Origin of the sequence: Nocardia sp. CC227C, from assembly GCF_030767025.1 — a bacterium.
In the GTDB taxonomy this organism is placed as follows: Bacteria; Actinomycetota; Actinomycetes; order Mycobacteriales; family Mycobacteriaceae; genus Nocardia.
On the sequence record NZ_JASITE010000006.1, the window covers coordinates 22,123 to 43,340 of the forward strand.

Here is a 21,218-nt window from a genome sequence, read left to right on the forward strand (position 1 = left end):
CCATGATCATCGACGGCCATCCCGCCGACCCGCCCGCGCGAGCGGCGAATCCTCGTAGAATCGCCGTTGTCAGCGGCACGGACCCGATTGAAGGGCGCATCATGACGACAATCGTGATGACAGGCGGCAGTTCCGGTTTCGGCGCGCTCGCGGCGCAGCGCCTCGCACATTCGTCGGATATTCGGCTGATCGCGGGGGAGCGCTCGCCGTCCGCCGATGCCGTCGGACTCGACCTCGCCAGTCTGGAGTCGGTGCGGGTTTTCGCGGCGGCGGTGCGGGAGTTGCTGGGGGAGAGCACGATCGATGTGCTGATTCTCAATGCGGGCACGATCCTGCCCGACATCGCGGGACGTACCGCGGACGGCTACGAAACCTGTTTCGCCGTCAATCATCTCGGCCACTATCTGCTGCTGCGGCTGCTGCTGCCGTCGCTGGCGGAGCACGGCAGAATTCTGCTGACCACGAGCGGAACCCACGACCCCGCGACCGGCGCGGGACTGGCCCTGCCCCGGCACGCCGATGCCGAACTGCTCGCGCATCCGGACCGGGATCCGGGCCGCGCCCCCAAGGCCCGCACGGCGGGCCAGCACGCTTACACGGCGTCCAAACTGTGCGCCGTGCTCACCGTCCGCGCGCTGAACGCCAACCCGGACATCCGGTCTCGACACCTCATCGCTCTCGCCTACGACCCCGGCCAGGTCTTCGGCACCGGACTGGCCCGTGATCTGGCATTGCCGTTGCGAATCGCCTGGTCGGTCCTCGGCACACCGGTCGGTGCGCCGCTGCGCCGGTTCAACCGCAATCTGAACACCCCCGCGGCCGCCGCGAACGCCCTGGCGGAGTTGGCGCGCGGCACGGTGACCCCGCCACCGGGACGCAGCTATGCCGCGCTGCGACGCGGTGAGATCACCTGGCCCGATCCGTCCGAGATGGCTCGCCGCGACGATCTGGCGGCGGCGCTGTGGGACGACAGTGCCCGGCTCGTCGGACTAGCCGACTGAACGGGAGCATCCGTCGGGCACCAGCCTGCCGGCGATCAGGTCATCGGCCCACCGAGCGAGCGCGGGCACCGCGACCGCGCCGACCGTGAAGTGTTCGCCGGGCATCACCTGTAGCCGTACCCGCGCCCCGGACCGGCACCAGTCGTCGTACACCTCCTGCGCACCCGCGAGCGGAATCCAGAATTCGTCGACTCCGTGGTAGAGCAGGACCGGAATCTTCGGTGCGAGGGTGCCCAAGGTGTTGTCCGCCACGATCTTTCGCACCATGGGCAGTGCGAGTGGGTCGGGGTGGTCGGTCAGCACGTCCAAGGTGATGGGGGCGATGAATCCGAGTGCCGCTTCGACGGTGACGCACGCGTCCCGCAGGGCGTGCGCCAGCCGCCAGCCGTTGTCGTTGAGCAGCGTCAGCAGTTGGGGGTACTCGCGGGCCAGGCCCAGCGTCGCCGCGAGGAAGACGCCGGTGGCGGCATTGCCGCTCATGGTGCGCACGAGCTGGCCGTAGTCGGCCGGGAGTCCGCCGATGAGGGCACCCGCGAGCGAGAGTTCGGGTGCGTAGGCGGGAGCCAGCTCCGCGGCCCATCCGGTGGCGATGGCACCCCCGGAGTAGCCGGACAGCACGATCGGGCTGTCCGGGGTCAGGTCGGGCAGCCCGAGCCGAACGGCGGCGCGCACCGCGTCGAGCACGGCGTGTCCGCCCATATGTCCGGCGGCGTATGCCTGCCGCGGACCCTGGTGATCCGGTACGAGCACGGCGTAGTTCGCGGCGAGCAGCAGCTGGATCGACCACAGATCTGCCTGTATGCCCTGCTTGAGCTGATACGAAGGGGCACAGGTGTTTCCGAGGGAGCTGGTGGGGATGTTGTAGGAGATGAGGGGGCGCCGGCCGGGGCCTGCCCACGGCGCGGTCGGGGTGTAGAGGGTCGCGACCACGGGCGCGGGCCTGCCGCGCGCGTCCGTGGATCCGAGCAGCAGCTCGACCGAGCGCACCGGGGTCGGCAGCCAGTGCGGGACCGCCCGCGCAGCCAGCAGTGCGCCCGGTGCACGACCTTCCCACCCGGGCGGCGGCGTATAGAAGGGGTCATCGAGGGGAGTCGGCAGCACCGACGCGAGTCGGCGCGGCGGATCGACGATATCGCGGACGGGGTCGGCGGTTGCGAGCACCGCCGGAACCAGCATCGCGGCCACGGCGGCGAGTGTGGTGCACACGCGGGCGCGCGCCCGCCGACGACCTTGCATGCCGGAATCCTGGCATAAGTACTGATCGGTCTTCTTGTTCTACGCCGGCGTGCCGCGCACTAGTTACACATAGCGTTTTCAGTCGGGCAGCAACGGAACGGACAGTCCCTCACCGCGGCGCAGCAGCGCCGCCCGCGTCACCGCGCCCGCACCGAACCGGTCGTGCAGCGCGTCCAGGGTCGAGTCGAGTGTGGACTCCGCCCGTGGTTCGAACGGCAAGGCCAGCTGCATGTTCTCGGCATGGTCGAGATTCGTCAGTGACAGTCCGATGAGGGTCACGCCGCGTTCGTGAATCATCGGGAGCGCGGCTGCGAGGAGGGTGCGGGCGGCCCGCAGCACCACCGCGCCGCTGTCGGTCGCCTCCGCCAGGGTGTATGAGCGCGTGGCCCGGGTGAAGTCGTCGAAACGTAAGCGCAACACCACGGTTCGGCATACGCGATGCGCGGCACGCAGGCGGCGACCGAGCCGGTCGGCCAGACCGTGCAGATACGCCTCCAACTCCTCGTCGGTGCGCGAGCTCCGACCGAGAGCGCGCTGCGCGCCGATGGACCGCCGCCGTCGACCGGTTTCGACACGGCGTGGATCTCTTGCCCAGGACAGCGCGTGCAGATGCCGTCCGGCCGCGGGGCCGAGTGCGGCCGCGAGCGCGCTCTCGCCCATCTCCGCCAACTGCCCAACCCGGGTGATGCCGCGCTCGCGCAGCTCCCGGGCTGTCACCTCACCCACGCCCCACAGCCGCTCCACCGGCAGCGGATGCAGGAACTCCAGTTCCCGATCCGGCGGAACCTCCAGCAGCCCATCGGGTTTGGATACCGCACTGGCCACCTTGGCGAGGAATTTGGTCCGCGCCACCCCCACCGAAATCGGCAGCCCCACCTCGTCGCGTACCCGGGCTCGCAGCCGCCGCGCGATGTCGACGGGATCCCCAGCGATCCGCCGCAGCCCGCCCACATCCAGGAACGCCTCGTCGATCGAGATCCCCTCCACCTCCGGAGTGGTGTCCCGGAATATCTCGAACACCGCCTTGCTGGCCTGGGCGTACGCGGTGATCCGCGGCGGCACCACCAGCGCGTGCGGGCACAGCCGCCGGGCCTGCCGCCCGTTCATGGGCGTGCGCACCCCGAACGCCTTCGCCTCATAACTCGCCGCCAGTACCACGCCGCCGCCCACGATCACCGGCTTCCCCCGCAGTCGAGGATTGTCCCGCTGTTCCACCGAGGCATAGAACGAGTCGAGATCCGCGTGCAGAATCGACGCCCGCTCGGGGCGTGGACCAGGCGTTCGGGATCTCGACACGAACATATGTTCGCATACCAGTCTGTCTGTTTCTACCCCTGTGGACACTGCCGATCTATCGCACGGGTCTCCTCCCGCGCATGTCACGGACACCGGGCGAGCGGCGTCTCATGCTCGACCGGCCGCACCGCTGACACGCCGGTAGGGCTGTGCCGAAGGAACAAGGCGAAGCTGGACGAGTCGGGGGGAGAAGTCCGGTTGGGGAGAGGCCACAACGTTACCGGGGCGATCCGGTAACTGGACCGTCCGCACGTACCCTGATCGGTATGAAGCTCCAGGTGGAGCAGGACGACGGACCCTTCTACGACGGCGGCGAGGCGCCCGCCGACGAGGCGGCGGGCACCCTCGACTCCGAGGCGGTCGTCGTCAACGTCCCGCCCGCGGAGCCATCGGAGCCCAGGAATGAATCCGAGGAATCGGTCGGGGGATTCGCCGCCGAGCCCGATCTCACCATTGTGTTGGACCGACGGTTCAACAACACCACCCGGCGTGAGGAGTTCCGGCTCACGCGACGGATCGGCTACCACGACGATGCCCCGGAGATAGGTGTCGGTCGGATACTGGTACCCGCCGACCTGGAGAACTGGACCACCGACCTCACCTCGGTTCCGGCATTCCTGACCTGGCTGGTGCCCAAAACCGGCGCGCATCTGCCCGCGGCCATCCTGCACGACGGTTTGGTGCTGTCCGAGAACGAGCCCGCGAGCTACATCGCCGAACGCGAGATATACCGCGACGAGGCCGACCGCATCTTCCGCGAAGCCATGGGCAAGACGGGCACCGGACTGATCCGCCGCTGGATGGTCTGGTCGGCGGTCACCGCCGCGACCATCTTCCACGCCCGGCAGGTCAACTGGTCACGAATTCAGAAGTGGCACTACCGGAGTGCTCTGTGGGGCAGCCTGCTGGCCATTGTCCTGCTGGGCATCTGGTCCACCCTCGACCTGCTGAACATCGACGGCATCCCGGGCGTGCCCTGGATCGGCGAACGCCCCATCCCGGCCTTGATCGGCGGCTTCGCCGGCGCAATCCTGATCCCGCTGCTCTTGGGCACCGCCTGGGGCAAATTCCGCACGGCCGGATGGATCATCGGACCGCTGGTGGCCTTGATCGTCCCCGCGATCGTCCCCATTCTCGTCATCGGCGTTCTCTACGTCGGCGTCGAGCGCCTACAAGAGTTCAGCCCACGCCTGGCCAAGGCATTGGCCGTCGTATTCGTCCTGGCACTCGTAGTCGTCTTCGCGTTGTCGTGGTGGTACGCCTGAAATAGTGCCGTCACGCCCTCGTCAAAGATCGGCTGTGTCGGCCAGGTGTCGGCCAGGTGGCGGCCTGGTCCCATCGTGGATATGCTCCTCGCTGGTGATCGAGTTCGAGACTGCGCCAGGAGCATCGGGACTCCAGTTCGAATCGCCGAGCCGTCGCAATCATCGCCGGATGACTCCCGCATGAAGGCTGTACGGGAGCTATTGGGTCAGATCCGGGGAACGCTGGGTAGGCTGACCGGGCAAGTGGCACAGGCCAGCCACAATAGAATCGCCGGTACATCTGAGAACGTCGCAGACACGGCCAAGCGCGCTGCGAGTGCGGACGAGAGGGGCGCGCACCAGCTTCGTACGTCCGAAGTCGGCGGCGCGTCGACCGCGGCTCATCATCCCGGGGTCACCCGCGACGCACGCTCCGGTCATGCCTCTGACGCGACATTCGATCCGAACTCGCCTGCGAGTACCCGCAACCTCCCTCCGTTGGATCAACTCGAGCAGAGACATCTTCCCGGAGGGACGGGGGAGAACTACCTCATCCTTTTCCAGGGCCAGCCGATAGGTGTCTACAAACCGCGTAAATCGTTTCGTACCATCAGAAATGAGGTCACGGCCTGGGAAGCCAGCCGGATACTCGGTGTCGGTAACGTTCCCCATACTCGGGAGTGGGTGGGGCACAAAGGCAGTGGCACACTACAGGCCTTTGTTCCCAACAAGGGACCGGGCTTGGGCTTCGGAACCGAGAGGGGACGAGAAACAGCGGCCTTCGATTACGTAATGGCTGATGCCGACGCGCATGCGGAGAACGCAATCAGGAGCGGGACTGGTGAAATCGTCAGAATCGATAATGCGGGAATCATTCCGGATCGATTGTCGAACCAGGCCAACCTTATGCGATCGACATATGTCACCGAGAATCTCGGCGTCCCGCTCCCTGCGCACGTGGTCGATCGAATCAATGACGTGGACCCCAGAGAGTTCAGCGATTTCCTACAATCGCGCGGGTACTCGCGGTCAGCCTCCGATTGGGCCGCCGACCGCTTGACCGAAGCGCAGGGCGGCGTGATCAACGGAGACAGCTGGGGGTGCGCGATCCTGGATGATGGCATGCGAGTTGGCTATCCCAGTGGATACAGTAACCTGGGTGAGTATTGGAAGGCGCACCCGCCGCTGCCTGAAGAGATGCGTGAGATTGGATAACCGGTGACCGATTCCGCCCCCGAGGTAATCATCATGTTTGCTCTGAAGCAGGGGGCTCCTGAACGGGTCGCGGAGTTCCGGTGGTCGACAGCGACTGGAGTCGTGCTGAACGTGTTCGACACGGGATGGGGCGAGATTGCTCGACAGTACTTCGAGCAGGGCGTCCCGGATGATGCGGAGATGCGGCTGATCCCCAGGTCGGACGGCAGGGCGTTCATGAAGGCGCTGGCCACGTTGGACCGGGGAAGCTACTGCAGCTTTGTTGTCGAGGACTCCTGAGGTTTGCCGCGTCGCCCAGTTGATCACCGGGCACCACCCGAGTTCTGTACGCCGGACACGCACTCGCTCTCCGAACGCCATAGCGGTCGGGTGGCCGAAATGTACTACCGCACCGGTGCGCAATCACCAGCTCACCGGTAGTTCGAGCAGCCCGCCGGTGAGGACATCGCGGCGGGTTCGTAGCTGCTCCACTCCGACGGCCAACCTCATTGTCGGGAATCGTGCGGTCAGGTGGGCGAACACGGCCTGTAATTCGATGCGGGCCAGGGGTGCACCGACGCAGTACCGCATGCCGTGTCCGAAGGCCAAGTGCGCGGGGCCGCTGCGGGTGATGTCGAGGCGATCGGGTTCGGCGTAGACGGTGGGGTCGTGGTTTGCTGCCCCGATATCGAGGAGTACGAGGTCGCCGGCGTGGATGTGGGTGTTCTCGATCTGAAAGTCGGTGCGGGCGTAGCGGGGGATCCCGTGTCCGCCTTTGTTCGGTGCGCGCAGGATTTCCTCGATGGCGTTGCGCAGCAATCGCCGATCCTGGCCGATCGCTTGCCATCGATCGGGTTCGGTCAGCAGCATCAGCGCGCCGTATCCGATCTGCACGACCGTGGTCTCGTGTCCGGCGAACAGCAACGACATCGACAACCCAGCGGCTTCGACATCGGAAACGCCCTCGGTCGCGCAGAGCCGCGAGATCACGTCGTCTTCGGGTTCGCGGCGTTTGCGGGCGACCAAACCCATCCCGTAGTTGAACAATTCGCCCAGCCCCTGCTCGGAGCGGGCTCTGTCGGTGATGTTGCCCGCGGCCGCGGTCCAGGCGCGGAACTGGTCGCGGTCTTCGTAAGGGACGCCGAGGAGTTCGCAGATCACCAGGATCGGTAGCGGCACCGCGACACCGGTATGTAGATCAGCGGGAGATCCGTGCTGGATAAGTTCGTCGAGCAATTGGGTGGTCAGCACGTCGACGCGGCTGCGCAGGCGCCGCAGGCGCCCGGGTGAGAAGTGGGGTTGCAGCAGTGACCGCATCCGGGCGTGATCGGCATGTTCGGTGGCGAACTCGCCGAGGCGATTCCGGATCCCGGCTGGCGAAACTGGGCCGCACGACTGCTGCCGACCTTGACCGTGGAAGCGGTGATCGCCTGGCTCGACGCCGGCTCTCCCGCTCCCGAGCAGGCCGCCGAACGAATCAGTCGCGCCGTCGACGCGGTCATCCACGCCGCCCAGCAACACTTCACCCCACCGGCCAAGTAAGCCTCAGCGCGCGGGAGCGGCGGCTGCGAATCGTTTCCTGGGTCTCGCCTTTCCTGCTCTGAAAGCTCACATTTACGAAAGTGGAAACTTTCAGAGAGGTCGATCTAGCGATCCTCGGTGATCCGAGACGCGGCGGCCACAGATCCCGATCCGGCCCATGCCAGTGAGATCGTCGAAGGCGGCGGAGGCTGGAGTTCGGTGCTGGAAACCTTCGTCAAGACTGAGGCCGCGAGCACACCGGCGGGAATAGCCAGGCACCGCTGAGGATGTGGGGCACAGTCCGGCTAGAGATCAGGCTCGAATGTTCCAGCGTGCCAGCCAGTCTCGCTCCTGTTGCTGCTTCTCGTCGTGATAGGCCGCCGAGGGGTCACGCAGGCTCACCTGTGGCGCGGGCGGGGTCAGGAAGTTGCCTTCGCCTTTGGCGGCAAGGCCGTCGCCGAGTTCGACGTAGCAGGCGCCTTCGCCGGTGAACCGGGTGTCGGCGGCGTCATAGCCGAGGTAGCGGGCGATCTGGTGCGCGGCGACCTTGCCTTCGACTTCGGCGAATATCGCGGCCTTGGGCAACGGTTTGCCGTTGGGCAAGGCCAGCGCGGTGGCGTCCCCGATCGCGAACACCCCCGGCGCGGTGGTGGCCAGGGTGGCGGGGTCGACCGGAATCCAGCCGTTGGGACCAAGCCCGGTCGAGACCACCGCCGTGCCGGGGGCATGCGGTGGCACGACGGCGAGCAGATCGAAGACTTCGCCGGTGCCGTCGCCGAACTCGATCGTGCGGGCCTTCGGGTCGATGCCGGTGGCGGACTTGCCGCCGTGAAATCCGATGCCCTTGGCTCCCATCATCTCCACGAGCGCGTTGCCGACCGCAGGTCCGGCGACCGGCATCGGCAGCGGGTCGGGAGTGAAGACGTCCACGGTGACCGCGCCGGTGGTGAACTTCCTCCCGAGCTGGTCGGTGAGCAGGAACGCGGCTTCGAACGGCGCGGCGGGGCATCTGAACGGCACCGTCGCAACCAGTACCGCCACCCGCCCCGAGTCGAGGGCTTCGACCTTGTGGTGCAGGGCGGCGGCACCATCGACGGTGTAGAACTGCCCCGCCACCCCGGCGTCGAGAGCATCGGAAAGACCCGGCAGCCGGGCGATATCCAGGCTCGCACCCAATGCGACCACCAGGGCGTCGTAGCCGATTGTTCCCGCGTCACCGCAGTCGACGGTTCGTGCCGCGAGCTCGATGCGCTCCACTTGCCCGGTCACCATCTCCACTCCCGGCAACGCGGCCGGTGTCGGCCGCACGGCGACCTGGTCGGGTGTGCGCCAGCCACGCAGAACCCACAGCAGCGACAACCCCAGGTGGCCGGTGAAGGAGCGGTCGATCAGCACGATCCGGTCTTGGGCGGGCAGGACGTTGCGCAGTTCGGCGGCGGCGGTCAATCCGCCCACGCCCGCGCCGAGCACGGCGACGGTTTTACTCATGGCTACTTGAATCCTCTGCTGGTCAATGGGCTTCAGACGTTGATGACTTGGTCGGCCCAGGCGGTCCAGTCGGCGAGCTCGGTCATCGAGGAGCGGTGCGCGCCGTCTATCAGTTGTTCTTCGCTCATGCCGCGGGCGTCCATGCAGGCCCCGCAGTTGCCGATCTCGCCGCCGTGCTTGGTCAGCGCTGTGGTCATCTTGGCGAGGTTGTAGAAGCCGTTGGGGACCTGCTGCCCGGCGGTGACTGAGATGACGGCGTCGGCGAAATTGAACACTCGCACCTGATGCCCGGCATCGAGCATCTGCCGAGCCCAGCGGATGCCGTTGTAGGTGCGTTCAGTGCCATACGGCGGGTCGTGCAGGACGAAGAGATAGTTCACACGTTCTCCCTGGTCGGGTGGCTCTCCCCACGAGCGGGGTAGCTGAGTGGCGGATACAATCGCCATATCTGACGTTATTCCAAGGAACTATGGAATATGCTATTCCAAAGAGTATTGGAGAAGCAAGCGTGCGCGAGCCGACCGGCCGCAAAGCCGCCCTGTTCGACGAGATCGCCCGCGTCGGCAAGGCGCTGGGCAATGGCCGCCGCCTGCAAATCCTCGACCTGCTCGCCCAGGGCGAGCGGACAGTCGAGGCGATCGCCACCGCGACCGGGATGAACCTGACCACCGTGCCCGTCGAAGACGCCTCCGCGAGATCCCGGTAAGTCCGATCGTTCCGATTCTGCTCATCGGCGGGCTGTACATCGGCGTCGAACGGCTACAGGAGTACAGCCCCCGTTGGCCAAAACGCTGGCCGTCGCCTTCGTCGCGGCACTCGCGATCGTCTTCGCGCTGTCGTGGTGGTGCGCCTGAAGGCCTGCGATCGGGCCAGCGGTCACGGGTGCTCGTTTCATGGCGATCCTCACGCCATGCGCCAGGAATGGTACGAGCGTACATGCGAGCCCAGTTTTTCAGCGGCTTTCGTTGGATATCGTTACGTTGGCTGTCACCAAACGTAAACGGAATAGATTCAAGCTCGATCGACGGAAGCGGTAGTTCTGACCGCCGATAAGGTTCACTTATCGGAGGTCAGGACGGCGTGAATCGATATGCGGCTAGGATGGATTCGTTTCGTGTTGTTGCGTTGGAAATGACGAAACCAACGCTACGATTCTGGTCGTGTCGAGCATCTGCAACTATCCCGGCTGCACCCGTCCCATCCATCGCGGCGGTGGGCCGGGGCGGCCTTCCGAGTACTGCGACCACCCCGAGCACACGCGATGGAGGGCGTGGCGGGAACGGCAGCGGCGGCAGCAGGCGGAGGGTGAGGCCCCGGCCGCTAATGTCACTGTGACGCAACAGGGGCCGGTGACGGTGGCGCGGCTGCGGGCCGATGAACTGCTGGTGCAGTTTCGTGGGCTCGCCGAGCAGTTGGGGACGACCTTGTCGGCGGCCGTGGCGGAGATGTCCACGCTGGCCGATCCATCCGTTGCGGAGGCCCAGGTACAGGCGGTGCAGGCCGATGCCGCGCGCAGGATCGCGGAGGCCGAGATGGCCGCCGCCGCGGCCGAACAGGCGCGGCGAGACAGCGAAGAGGCACGGGTAGCGGCGGAATCGGCCGCAGAGGATGCGGCGGCCGCGGCCGAAGCGGCGGAGGCCAGGATCGAGGAGGCGGTCGCGGCCCGCGACGACGCCCTGCGCGAGGTCGAACGGATCACCACCCAGGCCGCCGACGACGTATTCGCCGCTCGGGCCGCCGCCGAGACCGAGATTCGAGACGTGCGGCGCGACACCGCCGCCGAGATCGACCGGATACGCGAGCAGGCCACCGAGGATATCGACCTGGCCCGCACCAAGGCCGCCGCCGAGACCGAGCAGGTGCGCCGCGACGCCGCGCAACGCGTCACCGCCGCCGGTGCCGAACGTGACCTCGCGGTGCAGCGGGCCGCCGATGCCGAACGGGCCATCGACCGTGCCGAACAAGCTGTGGCGGAACGTAATCAGGCGGTTGCCGAAACCAGGGACGAGCTGGCCCGCGTGCGCGCCGAACTCGAACGCACCCGCACCGAGCTGACCGAGGCCCGGCGGACCGCCGCCGACGATATAGCGGCCGTGCGTGCCGAATCCGCGGCAGCGCTCGACCGAGCTCGGCAGGAGGCGGCGGCCCGCCTGGCGACACTCGACGATGCCCGTGAGCAAACCCTCGCGCGCGCCGAGCGCGCCGAACGCCAACTCGACGCATTGCTCGCCGGTCGCGCGGAGACTCCGATGCTCAGGGAAACCACGGATTCAGGGTCTAAATAAAGAGCCGGTCGGTCCGTGCGGCCGCTGCCGAACCGCCTGGCCGGGCTGGACCTGCCGATGCTGGAGGATTCGCAGCGCACCGTGGACCTGCTTCGGTCATTCATCGGCCCCATCGCCGAAGCCGAAGAGCTCTAGCGTCGCCCTGCCGAGTCGTCCGCGGGCGCGAGCACCGTCACTCCGCTGGTTTGGCCCAGCGGCCGCGCGCCTGCCGGATATGTTCGACCATAATGCGTTCCACGGCGTCGGCGTCTCGTGACTCGAGGGCGTCGAGAATGGTGTGGTGCTCGCGGGCGACGTCGGTGAGTTCGCCCTTGTCGGACAATGATTTGAGTCCGAAGAGCCGGGTGTGGTCGCGCAGGTCGGAGACCAGGTTGTTGAGGCGCGGGTTATTGGCGTAGCCGAGCAGGGCCAGGTGGAACACCTGATCGGCGCTGGTGTATTCGACCAGATCACCCTGCTCGGCTCCCGCCACGATCTTGTCGGCGAGTTCGCGCAGCGCGGGGAAGTCCTTGGCGGGGATGAGGGGCGTGATATCTCGAACGGTGGGAGGTTCGAGCAGGAGGCGGATCCGGGTGATGTCGTCGAGATCGCGTTCGGCGACCTCGGTGACGCGAAATCCCTTGTTGGGCACGATGGAGACGAGATTCTCGCGAACCAGATCGAGCATGGCCTCGCGCACCGGTGTGGCGGAGACGCCGAAGCGCGCGCCCAGCGAGGGTGCCGAATACACGACGCCGGGCTCCATTTCGCCGGAGATAATGGCGGCACGCAGCGCCTGCGATACCCGGTCGCGCAGGCTGACCTTCTCCATATGACCGATATTGTCCATACTCATGCCCGTGATCCCCTGCCTCTGCCTCCCGGCCTTGCCGCACCCATCGTATGCCATGTGACGTTGCACGCCGGCTGCTGAAAGGCGGTCACGGCTCGGGCGATTCGGCCAGCTCGCCCAGGGTGATCGGGGCAATCAGGGGCCGCTTGCTATTGGGCAGGAGGTCGGCCTCGGTGAGCGTCCGGCACGGCCCAGCGGCCAAGGCGGCGGTGGCGTAACCACAGACCCGGCCCTGACACCACCCCATGCCCGGGCGCGCCAGCAGTTTCACCGTCCGGGCATCGGTGGCGCCGAGGTCGGCGCGTACGGCGCAGATGTCGGCATGGGTGACCTCCTCACACCGGCAGACGACCGTGTCCGGGGTCAGCCATCGCGCCCACGCCGGGGGTATCGGATGCGCGGTGTGCATGGCGCGGGCGAACGCGCGTCCCCGGCGGATCCGCCATCGCAATGCCCGGACTCGCCGAGCCGGGATGGTCCGGCCATGATCCTGAGCCACGGCCAGCCCGGCCAGGGCGCCCTCGGCGACGGCCAGGGCGGCCCCGCCGACCCCGGTCGCCTCGCCTGCGACGAACACCCGGTCGATACTGCTGCGCTGCCGGTCATCGACACACGCGACCAGCGAGCCGTCGACATCGACCCTGGTGCGCGCGCCCGTGGCGACGATCAGTTCCAGCGAGGGCGTGAAACCCCAGCCGAGCGCCACCAGATCGACCTCGACGCGTTCCGCGGTCCCCGGCACCGGGCTGCCGTCCGGGTGTGCGCGCGACAGCGTCACCGACTGGACGGACGCCCCGCCGTGGATGGCGGTGACAATGGTGCGCGGCCGTAACCGCAGCCGATGCTTCAGGAATGCCGCCGCGTACCGCGCGCCCTCGACCGCCTTGGACGGCACCGCGGCGGCGGCGATCGGATGCCGCAGCCATCCGGTGAGCGCATTGGCCTCGCACACCGCGACGACCTCCGCGCCCGCCTCGGCCAGTCCGGTCGCGACCGGCAGGAGGAACGGGCCGGTCCCCGCCACCAGGACGCGCCGACCGGCGAGAGTGCGATGGCCCTTCAGCAGTGCCTGAACTCCGCCTGCCGCCATGACACCGGGCAGATCCCAGCCGTCGATCGGCAACTGCCGATCGTATCCGCCGGGGGACAGGATGAGCGACTCGGCGTTGATCCGGCACCCCGACGCCGCGCCGGTGTCGACCACCCGATTGGCGTGCAGGACATAGGGATCGGTGTCCGTTGCGGGCTGCTCGAGAAACCACACCTGGTGACCGGGCAGGTAGGTGATCGTCCCGTCCGCGCGGGCGGCGGAGCAGCGGGCCCGCAGATCGGTGAATGTCGGCCACAGCTGGTGGCCGTGGGACTCATCGCCCGGCCCGTGCGCCTCATCCGGGTGACGCCAGTATTGACCGCCGAGTTGATGTCCGGCGTCGACGAGTACCACGCGCAGCCCGGATTCGGCCGCATGGACAGCGGCCGCCAACCCGGCGGGACCGGCGCCGACGACGGCGACATCGGCGAGATAGGGCTCATTCGGTGTCGACATGGGATTGCTCCTCGGTGATCGAGCCGGTTCTCACGCACATACCGTCGGTGACCGGCACCAGGCAGGCGCGCTGATTCGGGCGACCGTCGACGGTGAGCAGGCAGTCGTAGCAGATGCCGATACCGCAGAACAGTCCGCGCGGCCGCTGCCGCACACGGGTGGAACGCCAGGAGACAATGCCGGCCGACATCAGTGCGGCACCGATGCTCTGCCCCGCTGTCGCGGTGAGCGGGCGGCCGTCGAGGGTGAATTCGATGGGCTCAGGCATGGGTCACCTCGTCGAACCGTTCGGGGGCGAAGGGGCTGATATCGAGGTCGACGGGTTTCCCGGTAATCGACTGCGTGATGAGTTTGGCTGTGCCGACCGACAATCCGATTCCGGCACCCTCGTGGCCACTGGCGTGCCACAGGCCCGGGGCCCGCGGATCGGGTCCGAGGACCGGCAGATGATCGGGGCAGTACGGCCGAAATCCCAGATAGCTGCGCATGACCCGGACCTGTTTCAGGGCCGGGAAGAGCGCGACCGCGTTGGCGGCGAGCTCCCGCAGCACCGGGAGCGAAACCGTGCGGTCGAAACCGACCCGTTCGCGCGAGGAGCCGATCAACACGGTACCGCCGCGCGTCCCCTCGATCACCGGCGAAGTCTGTAGTGCCTCATCGGAACTCAGCACATTGGCGACGTACTCCCCGGCGTAGACCTTGTGCCGGATGGTCGGCGGGAGTGGCTCGGTGACCAGGACGAATCCACGTCGTGGCAGGACCGGCACGTGTACCCGGGCGAGCTGGGCGATCTCCCCGGCCCAGGTTCCGGCGGCATTCACCACCGCCGCCGCGTGGATCGTGCCCCGGTCGGTCCGCACACCGGTGACCGCTTCGCCGTCGCGCTCGAATCCGGTGACCCGGGTGTGCGGCGTGACGGTGGCACCGGACGCCCTGGCCAGCCGCAGCAGCTGCGCCGCCATCAGCATGGGCTGTACCTGCGCGTCCTGCGGATAGAACGCGCCGGCGGCCAGCTCGGTGCGGATGTGCGGTTCATAGGTGCGGATATCGGTGGCGGCCACATCGGTCACCTCGATCCCGGCCGCACGCTGGCGCACGGCCAGTTCCCGCAGCGCCTGCGCGCCGGCGGCACTCGCCGCGACCACCAGGCCGCCCTTGGACTCGAATTCCCACAGCGCGCCGAACTCCGCGAGATCGGCGCGCCACACCTGCTGGGAGTACAGGGACAGGTCGAGTTCGGGCCCCGCCTCCTTATCGGAGACGAGCACATTGCCCTCGCACGCGCCGGTGGTGCCGCCGACGATCTGGCCTCGATCGACCACCTGCGCACTCAGCCCGGCGCGGGCGGCGAAGTAGGCGCAGGCCGCGCCCACCGCGCCCGCGCCGATAATGACGACATCAGCCGTGCGTTTCATGATCGGCCGCCTCAGACCAGGAATCCGGCGGGGAACGGATCGGTGGGATCGAGCATGTACTGGGCGGTTCCGGTGATCCAGGCGCGTCCGGTGATGGTGGGGATCACCGCGGGCAGATCGCCGACCGTTGTCTCCTCCACCAGGCGGCCGGTGAAGGTGGAGCCGATGAACGATTCGTTCACGAAGTCGGTGTGCAGGGGCAGTTCTCCGCGCGCGTGGAGTTGGGCCATGCGCGCGCTGGTGCCGGTGCCGCACGGCGACCGATCGAACCATCCGGGATGGATCGCCATGGCGTGCCGGGAATGCGCGGCCGTCGAACCGGGGGCCTGCAGATAGACGTGATGGCACCCGGCGATATCGGGGCGGCCCGGATAGCTGGGCGGCGCTTCGGTATTGATCGCCGCCATGATCGCCAGCCCGGCATCGAGCAACTGCTGCTTGGCCGCCCGGTCGAACGGCAGGCCCAGCTTCTCCAATTCGACCATGGCGTAGAAGTTTCCGCCGAAGGCCAGGTCGTAGCCGACCGATCCCAGCCCGTCGACCTCGACGGTGCGGTCCAACGCGTACGCGAACGCGGGCACATTGCGGATGGTGACCGAGGTGGCGCTGCCCTCGGTGACCTGTACATCGGCCACCACCAGCCCGGCCGGGGTATCGAGGCGGATGGTGGTGACGGGCTCTGTCACCGTGACCATTCCGGTTTCGACGAGGACGGTGGCGGTGCCGATGGTGCCGTGGCCGCACATGGGCAGGAGTCCGGAGACCTCGATGAACAGCACGCCCCAGTCGGCGTCGGGCCGGGTGGGCGGTTGCAGGATGGCCCCGCTCATGGCACTGTGGCCGCGCGGTTCGTACATGAGCAGGGTGCGCAGTTCATCGTTGTTGTCGATGAACCATTGGCGGCGTTCGGCCATTGTCGCGCCGGGGAACACGCCGACGCCGCCGGTCACCACTCGCGTCGGCATGCCCTCGGTGTGCGAATCCACCGCGTGGATGACCCGCTTGGTTCTCATACGTCTCGAGCCTTTCCATCGATGCGGCGGGGGAGTGCGGCGGTACTGTCGTCGCGGAGCTCATCGGGCAGCAGGTCCGCCGGGAAACCCTGGTAGGCAACGGGTCTCAGGAACCGGGCGATAGCCGCCGTTCCGACCGAGGTGGATCCGGGCGCGGTGGTGGCGGGGTAGGGCCCGCCGTGCTGCTGGGCGTGGGTGACCGAGACTCCGGTCGGCCACTGATTCCACAGCAGCCGCCCCGCCTTGGTGGCGAGCAGCCGGGTGAGCGGGGCGGCGATGGAGTCGCCGGGTTCGCCCACAATGGTCGCGGTGAGTTGCCCGTCCATGGCGGCGGCGGCCTCGAGCAACTGCTGCTCGTCGTCATAGGTGACGATCAATGCGGTGGGACCGAAGCATTCCCGGAACAGGCCGGCCATATCGCTGAGCAGGTCGGCCAGCTCGGTGGTGAGCAGTGTGGCGGACGGGGGAGTGGTCGGTGCTCGCTCTTCCTGGCGCAGGACGCTGATTTCGGTGCGATTGGTCAGATCCGTGAGCGTGGTGCGGTAGCCCTGCTCGATACGGTCGTTCAGCATCGGACCCGGTTCCGGCAGCGGCATTTTCGCGAGCAGCTCGGCCAGGTTCGATTGCCTGGGCACGAACAGTGCCCCGGGTTTGGTGCAGAACTGGCCCGCGCCCAGGGTGAATGAGCCCAGGAAGCCGGAGGCGATCTCCTCCGCCCGGGCATTCGCTGCCGCGGTGGTGACGAAAACCGGGTTCACGCTGCCCAGTTCGCCATAGAAGGGAATCGGTTCGGGGCGTGAGTTCGCCAGGTCGAACAGTGCGCGGCCGCCCGGAATGGAACCGGTGAACGCCGCCGCTTTCACGGCGGGGTGCAATAGGGCCGCCCGCCCGGCCTCGACCCCGTAGATGATCGCGAATGTCCCCGCGGGAGCGCCGACTTCGGTGAGGGCGCGCTCGACGACGGTCGCGGTGGCCCGGGAGAGTTCGGGGTGGCCGGGGTGAGCCTTGACCACCACCGGACATCCGGCGGCGAGCGCCGAGGCGGTGTCTCCACCGGCCACGCTGAAGGCGAATGGGAAATTGCCGGCGGCGAATACCACGACCGGGCCGAGTGGCTCGAGCATGCGCCGCAGGTCCGGGCGCGGCGCACCCATCGGCCAGTCCGGATCGGCGTGGTCGATGCGCGGGTCGAGGTAGCCGCCGTCGGTGAGCAGATCGGCGAACAGCCGCAGCTGGAATGTGGTCCGCCGCAGCTCGCCGCGCAGACGCGCCTCGGGTAGCCGCGTTTCGCGCTGGGCAATCGGTAGGAGTGTGTCGGCCGCCTGGTCGAGTTGGTCGGCGATGGCCGCCAGCGCCCGCGACCGGTCCGCCCGATGGGCGGCCCATCGGGGGAAGGCTCGCGCGCTCGCCTCGACCGAACGGTCGACCTCGGTCGTGGTCGTTTCCGGGTATGTCACCACGTCATCCTCTACCTGTAGCCCAGCGCCTGCGCCTGCTTGGTCGCGGCGATCACCGGTTCGGCGATCTCCGGCGGCAGGACCGAGCGCGGCGGCCGGCACACTCCGCCCTTGCGGCCGACGATATCCATGGACAGTTTGATGGCTTGAACGAATTCGACCTTGGAATCCCAGCGCAGCAGCGAATGCAGTTCGCGGTAGATCGTGCGGGCCCGCGGCAGGTCGGCGGGGTCGCCGGAGGTGGCGAGCTCGTAGAGCTCGAGGCTGGCGGTGGGCAGGGCGTTCGGGTATCCGGCAATCCAGCCGACCGCGCCCGCCATACCGAGTTCGAGCAGCACATCGTCGGCACCGATCAGCAGGTCGAGTTCCGGTGCGAGCTCGGCGATCTCGTAGGGGCGGCGGACATCACCGCTGAATTCCTTGACGGCCACGATCAGGCCCTCCGCGTGCAGTTCGGCCAGCAGATCGGGCACCAGGTCGACCTTGGTGTCGAGGGGATTGTTGTAGGCGACGATCGGCAGGCCGACCTCGGCGGCCGCGCGGTAGTGCGCGATCACGGCCGCCCGATCGGCGCGGTAGGCGTTGGGCGGCAACAGCAGGACCGAATGCGCGCCGGCTTCGGCGGCCTGCTCGACCCACCTGCGCGATTCCAACGCGCCGTAGGCGGCGACACCGGGCATCACGCCGAATCCCTTGGGCGCGGCCTCGATCGCGGTGGTCACCACCCGGGCGCGTTCGGCATCGGTGAGGGTCTGGTATTCGCCGAGGGAGCCATTGGGCGTGACACCGTGCATGCCGTGTTCGGCGAGCCAGGCCACATGCGTGGCGTATCCGGCGTAGTCGACCGAGAGGTCGTCGTTGAAGGGCAGGGCGGTGGCGACGTGGATGCCGTGCCAGGGCTTGCGCTCGGTGGTCATGTGAGTCTCCTCAGGGACGTCGTAACGTTGCCGCAATAGTATGTGACATTGCACTGGGCTTGGCAATGCCCGTTGGGGAAGCCTGATGTGCGGCATGCCCTCACGGGCAGCTAGGTGTTTCCTGCGGGAAACAATCTCATTCCCATCCCTAACGACTCTTGCCAGTGCAATTGCACTGTGACATGGTATCCCAACCCGCACGATAGTGTGCGGTGACTCACATCGGGAGTGGCAGTGCTCAGACAGAATCCCTTGAAACCCAGCCATACCGCGGTCGGTCCGCTCGGTGCGGAAGGAGCCGCACGGTCATGGACTTCCTGACGACACTCAACGACGGACTGTGGAATCCCCTCGTCGTCTTCGCCCTCGGCTTCGGTGCCCTGCTCACCATCCTCACGCGGGGAGTGCAACTACGGCGGATCCCGGACATGATCCGCCTGATCGTCCGAGGCAGTGGATCCGAGAGCGGAATCTCCTCGTTCCAAGCCCTCGCATTGACCCTGTCCAGCCGCGTCGGCGTCGGCAATATCGCCGGCGTACCGACCGCCATCGCGCTCGGTGGACCCGGCGCACTGTTCTGGATGGCCGCCATGGCCCTCCTGGGCGGGGCCACCGCATTCATCGAATCCACACTGGCGCAGATCTACAAGACCGAGGCGCGCGGCTCGTACTGGGGCGGCATTCCCTATTACATCGAGAAGGGTCTGCGTAAGCGATGGCTGGCGGTGATCGCGGCGACCACCGCGATCACGCTGTACGCCGTGCTCGCCCCCGGGGTGCAGTCGAACAATATTGCCGCCGGCTTCGATACGGCAATGGGGGTGCCCACGTGGCTCACCGGATCGATCGTCGTCGGGGTGCTCGGATTCGTCATTCTCGGCGGTCGCAGCCGCATTGTCGCGGTCACCGAGAAGGTGGTTCCGTTCATGGCCGCGGGCTACATCGTGGCCGCGCTGGTGGTGATCGCCGCTCACGCCTCGGAGGTGCCCGGTGTGCTGCGTCTGGTGCTGGCCAGTGCGTTCGGTATCGACTCGGTCTTCGGCGGAATCGTGGGCGCGGCGGTCGCCTGGGGTGTGCGCCGGGCGCTGTTCTCCAATGTCGCAGGTATCGGTGAGGGGACCTACGGCTCGGCGGCGGCGGAAGTCTCCCATCCCGCGAAACAGGGTCTGGTGCAGAGCTTCTCGATATACATCGACACGCTGTTCGTCTGTATGGCGACCGGACTGATGGTGCTGGTCTCCGGCACCTACAACGTCGAAACCGACGATGGTCAGCGTCTCGCGACCAATATCGAGGGGGTGCCTGCCGGCCCCGCCTATGCCCAGGCCGCGGTCGACTCCGTGTGGTCGGGTGTAGGCCCGTACTTCGTCGCGATCGCGCTGGCACTGTTCGCCTTCACCACACTGGTGGCCTTCGCCTTCATCTCGGAGACGAATCTGACCTTCCTGACCCGCGGGAAGCCGCAGCCCCGGCTGGTGCTCGGCATGCGCCTGGTCCTACTCGCGATGACCTTCTACGGCGCGGTCGAAGCGGCGGACCTGGTCTGGGCGATCGGCGACGTCGGATACGCCGCACTCGGTTGGGTGAATATGGTGTGCCTGCTGTTCCTGGCCAAACCGGCCCTGCTCGCGCTGCGCGACTACGACCGCCAGCGCAAGGCGGGGCTCGATCCGGAATTCGACCCGGGTCCGCTCGGAATCGCCAATGCGGAGTACTGGGTCGGTCGTGCCCGGGAGCGGGCCGCGGCGGAACAGAAACAGCCGTAATCACTGGCCGCCCACGCGATCCGAACCTCGCGATCGCGATCGATCCGACCCCGCCGTGCGGGTAGCCCCGGTCCATGAGTCCGGGCCTACCCGCACGGCACAACGAACCAAAGTTCCCGGTTGGACCTCGCACACATCTCGAAACCGTCTCGCGCCCGCGAAGCAGATCCCGACCAACCCTCGGCGAGAAGCTCCGGACACGCGCAGAAAGCGAGTAGAGATTCAGCGAGCACCCGGCTTCGGAGCAAAGGCGCAGTTCGGCCGCCCTTCCCAGGTCGGGGCAATGGGATGGGATGCGAGTTGTGCCGAGGGCAGGCTCCGAGCAGGCTCGAGGCATGGACAACATCGCAGCAGCGGAGTCGGCTGCCTCGCCGGTATCGACAGCAGGTGCTGATCGATCCGACTCGGCCGAACGTCGTGTGCTCGCCGCGCTCGGCATCGTGCGCATCGTCTGGGGTGCGGCCACCGCGCTCGGCTCGGCGCACGTGCACCGTATCGGCGGACTCGCGTACCCCGGGCCCGACGGTGGCATCTGGATCAAAGCCTTCGGCGTACGTGATGTCGTTCTCGGTGCGGCCGCGCTGCACTCCGACGCGACCGTCCGGCGCGCGACGCTGAAGGCGGGGATCGCCATGGACCTGTTCGACGCGGGAGCCGTACTCGTCGCCGCTGGCCAGGGTATGCCGCGCCGTGCCGCACGGATCGGCTTCCTGATGGCAAGCAGTGCCGTGGTCGTAGCGGCCGCCGGACCCGGCCTGCTCCGGATGGTCGAGAATCGACGGTCCGATCGAACCACGCCGACGGCGGCGGATCGGATACCGTCGGCGACATGGACGACTACCGCGAACGGCTGACCCGCGACCCGGAGCTGGAACCGCACGACATGCTCGAGGACGCCCCCCTCTATCGGGGGCCGTCCACACGGATGCGACTGATGGCGGCGATCGTCGCCGCCTCGCTCTTCCTCGGCGCCGCGGCCACGGTCACACTGCTGGTGCTGTCCTGAA

Annotated in this window: 21 protein-coding genes and 1 pseudogene; 10 read left to right on the top strand and 12 right to left on the bottom strand. The window is 67.5% G+C overall.

Annotated features, from left to right (window positions below):
- The first annotated feature begins 101 nt into the window (after positions 1-101).
- Entirely contained in the window at positions 102-1,001 is a 900-nt protein-coding gene (locus QMO76_RS13560; RefSeq protein WP_306361632.1) for an SDR family NAD(P)-dependent oxidoreductase, read from the top strand.
- On the opposite strand, the gene QMO76_RS13565 is transcribed toward QMO76_RS13560, so the two are convergent.
- Positions 990-2,237 (bottom strand): lipase family protein, encoded by a 1,248-nt coding sequence (locus QMO76_RS13565; RefSeq protein WP_306361633.1) that lies wholly within the window; start codon positions 2,235-2,237, stop codon positions 990-992. The genes QMO76_RS13560 and QMO76_RS13565 overlap by 12 nt on opposite strands.
- Before the next feature lie 78 nt (positions 2,238-2,315).
- The gene (gene dinB / locus QMO76_RS13570) at positions 2,316-3,539 is read right to left on the bottom strand and encodes a DNA polymerase IV (RefSeq protein WP_306361634.1); all 1,224 of its coding nucleotides are present in this window, start codon (positions 3,537-3,539) and stop codon (positions 2,316-2,318) included.
- A gap of 260 nt (positions 3,540-3,799) precedes the next feature.
- Between dinB and QMO76_RS13575 the strand changes: the two genes are divergently transcribed.
- The 3 genes from QMO76_RS13575 (at position 3,800) to QMO76_RS13585 (ending at position 6,271) form a co-directional block, all read left to right on the top strand.
- Positions 3,800-4,798 carry a DUF1353 domain-containing protein gene (locus QMO76_RS13575; RefSeq protein ID WP_306361635.1) on the top strand — a complete coding sequence of 333 codons (999 nt, stop codon included), beginning with the start codon at positions 3,800-3,802 and terminating at the stop codon, positions 4,796-4,798.
- A gap of 477 nt (positions 4,799-5,275) precedes the next feature.
- Entirely contained in the window at positions 5,276-5,992 is a 717-nt protein-coding gene (locus tag QMO76_RS13580) for a hypothetical protein (protein ID WP_306361636.1), read from the top strand.
- Positions 5,993-5,995: 3 nt separating this feature from the next.
- Positions 5,996-6,271: a hypothetical protein gene (locus QMO76_RS13585; RefSeq protein WP_306361637.1), complete on the top strand. Its 276-nt coding sequence runs from the start codon at positions 5,996-5,998 to the stop codon at positions 6,269-6,271.
- Between the two features lie 123 nt (positions 6,272-6,394).
- On the opposite strand, the gene QMO76_RS13590 is transcribed toward QMO76_RS13585, so the two are convergent.
- Positions 6,395-7,150 (bottom strand): cytochrome P450, encoded by a 756-nt coding sequence (locus QMO76_RS13590; protein ID WP_306361638.1) that lies wholly within the window; start codon positions 7,148-7,150, stop codon positions 6,395-6,397.
- A 144-nt stretch (positions 7,151-7,294) separates the two neighbouring features.
- On the opposite strand from QMO76_RS13590, the gene QMO76_RS13595 reads away from it, so the two are divergent.
- Positions 7,295-7,513: a hypothetical protein gene (locus QMO76_RS13595; protein ID WP_306361639.1), complete on the top strand. Its 219-nt coding sequence runs from the start codon at positions 7,295-7,297 to the stop codon at positions 7,511-7,513.
- Positions 7,514-7,804: 291 nt separating this feature from the next.
- Here QMO76_RS13595 and QMO76_RS13600 read toward each other — a convergent pair whose 3' ends face one another.
- On the bottom strand, positions 7,805-8,980 hold the full coding sequence (locus tag QMO76_RS13600; RefSeq protein WP_306361640.1) for an NAD(P)/FAD-dependent oxidoreductase: 1,176 nt from the start codon (positions 8,978-8,980) through the stop codon (positions 7,805-7,807).
- A 32-nt stretch (positions 8,981-9,012) separates the two neighbouring features.
- Entirely contained in the window at positions 9,013-9,360 is a 348-nt protein-coding gene (locus QMO76_RS13605; protein WP_306361641.1) for a DsrE/DsrF/TusD sulfur relay family protein, read from the bottom strand.
- Positions 9,361-9,449: 89 nt separating this feature from the next.
- Here QMO76_RS13605 and QMO76_RS13610 point away from each other — a divergent pair.
- A pseudogene (locus QMO76_RS13610) lies at positions 9,450-9,650 on the top strand (ArsR/SmtB family transcription factor); the annotation flags it as partial.
- Positions 9,651-10,140: 490 nt separating this feature from the next.
- Complete coding sequence (locus QMO76_RS13615) at positions 10,141-11,265, top strand: hypothetical protein (protein ID WP_306361642.1); 1,125 nt, start codon at positions 10,141-10,143, stop codon at positions 11,263-11,265.
- A 172-nt stretch (positions 11,266-11,437) separates the two neighbouring features.
- Here QMO76_RS13615 and QMO76_RS13620 read toward each other — a convergent pair whose 3' ends face one another.
- From QMO76_RS13620 to QMO76_RS13650, 7 genes are all read right to left on the bottom strand, one after another.
- Positions 11,438-12,100 (bottom strand): GntR family transcriptional regulator, encoded by a 663-nt coding sequence (locus tag QMO76_RS13620; protein ID WP_306361643.1) that lies wholly within the window; start codon positions 12,098-12,100, stop codon positions 11,438-11,440.
- Positions 12,101-12,185: 85 nt separating this feature from the next.
- Positions 12,186-13,643 carry an NAD(P)/FAD-dependent oxidoreductase gene (locus QMO76_RS13625; RefSeq protein WP_306361644.1) on the bottom strand — a complete coding sequence of 486 codons (1,458 nt, stop codon included), beginning with the start codon at positions 13,641-13,643 and terminating at the stop codon, positions 12,186-12,188.
- Positions 13,627-13,911, bottom strand: a complete 285-nt coding sequence (locus QMO76_RS13630; protein ID WP_306361645.1) for a (2Fe-2S)-binding protein — start codon at positions 13,909-13,911, stop codon at positions 13,627-13,629. The genes QMO76_RS13625 and QMO76_RS13630 overlap by 17 nt, the downstream gene beginning before the upstream one ends.
- The gene (locus tag QMO76_RS13635) at positions 13,904-15,058 is read right to left on the bottom strand and encodes an FAD-binding oxidoreductase (RefSeq protein ID WP_306361646.1); all 1,155 of its coding nucleotides are present in this window, start codon (positions 15,056-15,058) and stop codon (positions 13,904-13,906) included. Before QMO76_RS13635 ends, QMO76_RS13630 begins: the two co-directional genes overlap by 8 nt.
- An 11-nt stretch (positions 15,059-15,069) precedes the next feature.
- Positions 15,070-16,071 carry a proline racemase family protein gene (locus tag QMO76_RS13640; protein ID WP_306361647.1) on the bottom strand — a complete coding sequence of 334 codons (1,002 nt, stop codon included), beginning with the start codon at positions 16,069-16,071 and terminating at the stop codon, positions 15,070-15,072.
- Positions 16,068-17,528, bottom strand: a complete 1,461-nt coding sequence (locus QMO76_RS13645) for an aldehyde dehydrogenase (NADP(+)) (RefSeq protein WP_306361648.1) — start codon at positions 17,526-17,528, stop codon at positions 16,068-16,070. The genes QMO76_RS13640 and QMO76_RS13645 overlap by 4 nt, the downstream gene beginning before the upstream one ends.
- A gap of 11 nt (positions 17,529-17,539) precedes the next feature.
- Positions 17,540-18,445 carry a dihydrodipicolinate synthase family protein gene (locus QMO76_RS13650; protein ID WP_306361649.1) on the bottom strand — a complete coding sequence of 302 codons (906 nt, stop codon included), beginning with the start codon at positions 18,443-18,445 and terminating at the stop codon, positions 17,540-17,542.
- Between the two features lie 308 nt (positions 18,446-18,753).
- Between QMO76_RS13650 and QMO76_RS13655 the strand changes: the two genes are divergently transcribed.
- The 3 genes from QMO76_RS13655 (at position 18,754) to QMO76_RS13665 (ending at position 21,217) form a co-directional block, all read left to right on the top strand.
- A complete protein-coding gene (locus QMO76_RS13655) occupies positions 18,754-20,211 on the top strand; it encodes a sodium:alanine symporter family protein (RefSeq protein WP_306361650.1) in 1,458 nt (485 codons plus the stop codon).
- A 335-nt stretch (positions 20,212-20,546) separates the two neighbouring features.
- The gene (locus tag QMO76_RS13660) at positions 20,547-21,065 is read left to right on the top strand and encodes a hypothetical protein (protein WP_306361651.1); all 519 of its coding nucleotides are present in this window, start codon (positions 20,547-20,549) and stop codon (positions 21,063-21,065) included.
- A complete protein-coding gene (locus tag QMO76_RS13665; RefSeq protein ID WP_306361652.1) occupies positions 21,041-21,217 on the top strand; it encodes a hypothetical protein in 177 nt (58 codons plus the stop codon). Before QMO76_RS13660 ends, QMO76_RS13665 begins: the two co-directional genes overlap by 25 nt.
- Position 21,218: the final 1 nt, after the last annotated feature.